Source organism: Microcoleus sp. AT3-A2, from assembly GCF_036705685.1.
Taxonomy (GTDB): domain Bacteria; phylum Cyanobacteriota; class Cyanobacteriia; order Cyanobacteriales; family Microcoleaceae; genus Microcoleus.
In genome coordinates this window covers 1-2,339 of sequence record NZ_JAUBVF010000144.1, presented here as the reverse complement: position 1 = coordinate 2,339, position 2,339 = coordinate 1, and the positions used below count along the sequence as shown (strand labels likewise).

Sequence of the window (2,339 nt, the reverse complement as noted above, 5' to 3'; positions counted from 1 at the left end):
CATGAACTGGTCGGACAAATGTTTGAAGATGAACTAGATATTGCCTACGCAGTAATGGATGGAATTGAAGCGAGAGGACAACGAGGAAATTATACAACTAATCGCTTTAAATTCAGTTCCTATCCTGGTTGTTAACATTTCTTTACTTACCTTGGTTTTTTTATACCGACCTACTTATCATTCATCAACACTGTTGTCCCATCTAGTACCCGCACCCGTCGTCCACACCATTGTTGTTCTCTGGGAACTTGCTTTTCTAGAGCCTCTGCGACTATGGGTACTAACTGTTGAACGAGTTTTTCTGGTAGTCGCTTACGAGCTTTACTGTATGCCCCGGTATCAGAAGAAGGAGGCTTGACTCCGGCCGCCCTGGGCCACGTACTCATCCGCTTCACGGCTTGACTCAAACTTTTGTCGGGATCGAGTACCTGGGATATCATCGCCCACAAGGTGACTATCGGTGTGTAGATGCTTTGGTAGTAGGTGATCTTCTCATTCGCTAGAAGCTCCTGGACTAACTCTTCTGGCAGCAGCTTCTCCCAATGTGAGGCAACGCTCTGCAAAAATTGTTGTTTGAGAATGCACGCACGATTTGGCATTGCCGGGAGAGAGATATTTTGGTTTGTAAGGCAATTATCTATGTATATCTTGCCTTACAGATTTTTTTTGGCTCACTTTTTCAGTGCCATTGAAGTAAGGTGTTCTCAATACCTCTTATAAAATTTTAAAAACAAGCTGATTTCAAAAAATCTCCCAAGACGTAAAAGTCTGTGTTGTCTAAGTCTTTAGGATAGATAACTAAAGTTAGTTTTCTGGTTACAAACTCCTTCTTACTCCTTTCCAGCTCAAAGAGTACAGAAAATGCTATAGTAAAAAAAAGCGAGGAAAATATCAATGAATCTGAGCCAAAGATTGCGATTAGTAAGCCTAGATAAAAAGCAGTGGCAGCGACTATATTACAATAATCAGCAAGCATATATACGACAAAGACTATCAGCAATCAGGTATCTAAGTGAAGGAAAAAGTCGAGGGGAAGTAGCCAAATTAGTAGGCTCTACAGATTTAACCATAGCCAAATGGATTGGTAAATATCTAGATGCAGGATTAGAAGGGCTAGTGGAGCCAATCAAGCATCAAGTGAAAGAGAGGCTGAATCCTGAGCGGCAGCAAGAGATCAAAGAAATGGTATTGAACGATAGGCCAACTAAGTATGGAATAGACCGAGAAATCTGGATCGGAAAAATTATAGCATTCGTAATAAAGCAAAGATGGGGAATAGAGTTGAAAACATCGAGAATCTATGAAATATTAGATAAGTTGAATCTATCACATCAAAAAGCACACCGAGATTACGAGAATGCTTCACCAGAAAAACAAAAAGAGTTTGTGAAGATGCTAAAAAAAAAATGCGCCAGAAAAAGCCTGGGGAGAAAATTATCTTCTTTGATGAATTCGCAGTATATAACCGACCAAGTACATACTACGGATGGGCATTAAAAAATACTCGACCTCAAGTGTCATCAAATGAAAGTAAAAAGAGAGAGAAATTAAATGGATTATTAGCAGTAGATGCTGTGAGTGGAGCAGAATTCTTGCGGTTAGTACCAACTGCCAAAACAGAAGACTTAGCATTATATTTTGGAGAGCTATGCTCCTACTGTATTCAGGAAAAAATCAAGCATTTGACAATCATATTAGATAACAATTCTACGCATAAAAATAAGCTGCGCCGTTATTTATGGGCTGAGTTATTCACATCAGGGATTGAGGAACAGATAACAGTTGAATTTGTTTACACACCACCATATTCTCCGAATTTTAATTTAGTCGAATATCTAATTCATTTGCTCCGATTGAGACTACTACATCATTTGCCAAGTGACAAAAGTATCGAGCAGGTTGAACTGCGAATTAAAACCTTTTTTGAAACTCAACAATTGCAGACTCCCATCCAAATTGCCAACACGATTCAACATATCTATAATCTCATTCTATAGTCTTCTAGCGGGAAGGGAGTAAATGCAGTGCATCTAAGGTACGCAACGGTACTTCAAAGTGGCTAATCCAATCGCGAGCTAAATTGTAATGAATTGACTCTAAGGGGATGCGAGTATAAAAATCACCGTCCAATTCTGCCTGAAACTCTATTGCTATTTGTCTTGCCCTTTCCTGAGAAATTTCTCTCATTCGCACTCTGCGAGACAGTGCGGAAAAAAATTCTACCTCAACTAGCTGACTTAACCCTAGTTCAGTCTCAGTCCCCAGTAGACATCTCCAAAAACAATTAAAGCCTTTGTGTAACTAGGCTGTATGACGTAAATGCAATCATCCTAAATTAG

Annotated in this window: 3 protein-coding genes; 1 reads left to right on the top strand and 2 read right to left on the bottom strand. The window is 39.5% G+C overall.

The features are described from left to right. Nucleotides 1–170 precede the first annotated feature (170 nt). Complete coding sequence (locus QUB37_RS29530; protein ID WP_333168779.1) at nt 171–599, bottom strand: hypothetical protein; 429 nt, start codon at nt 597–599, stop codon at nt 171–173. 295 nt (nt 600–894) lie between these two features. Between QUB37_RS29530 and QUB37_RS29525 the strand changes: the two genes are divergently transcribed. After that, nucleotides 895–1,997 (top strand): IS630 family transposase gene (locus QUB37_RS29525; protein WP_333168778.1). Its coding sequence is split into 2 segments (ribosomal slippage): nt 895–1,392 and nt 1,395–1,997, totalling 1,101 coding nucleotides; the frame shifts between segments, so codons are not numbered across the junction. A 4-nt stretch (nt 1,998–2,001) separates the two neighbouring features. On the opposite strand, the gene QUB37_RS29520 is transcribed toward QUB37_RS29525, so the two are convergent. After that, nucleotides 2,002–2,187: a hypothetical protein gene (locus QUB37_RS29520; protein ID WP_333168775.1), complete on the bottom strand. Its 186-nt coding sequence runs from the start codon at nt 2,185–2,187 to the stop codon at nt 2,002–2,004. Nucleotides 2,188–2,339 lie beyond the last annotated feature (152 nt).

Coding starts and splice junctions, on each gene's coding strand:
- QUB37_RS29530 (WP_333168779.1), bottom strand. CDS start 599: ATGCCAAATCGTGCGTGCATTCTCAAACAACAATTTTTGCAGAGCGTT.
- QUB37_RS29520 (WP_333168775.1), bottom strand. CDS start 2,187: ATGAGAGAAATTTCTCAGGAAAGGGCAAGACAAATAGCAATAGAGTTT.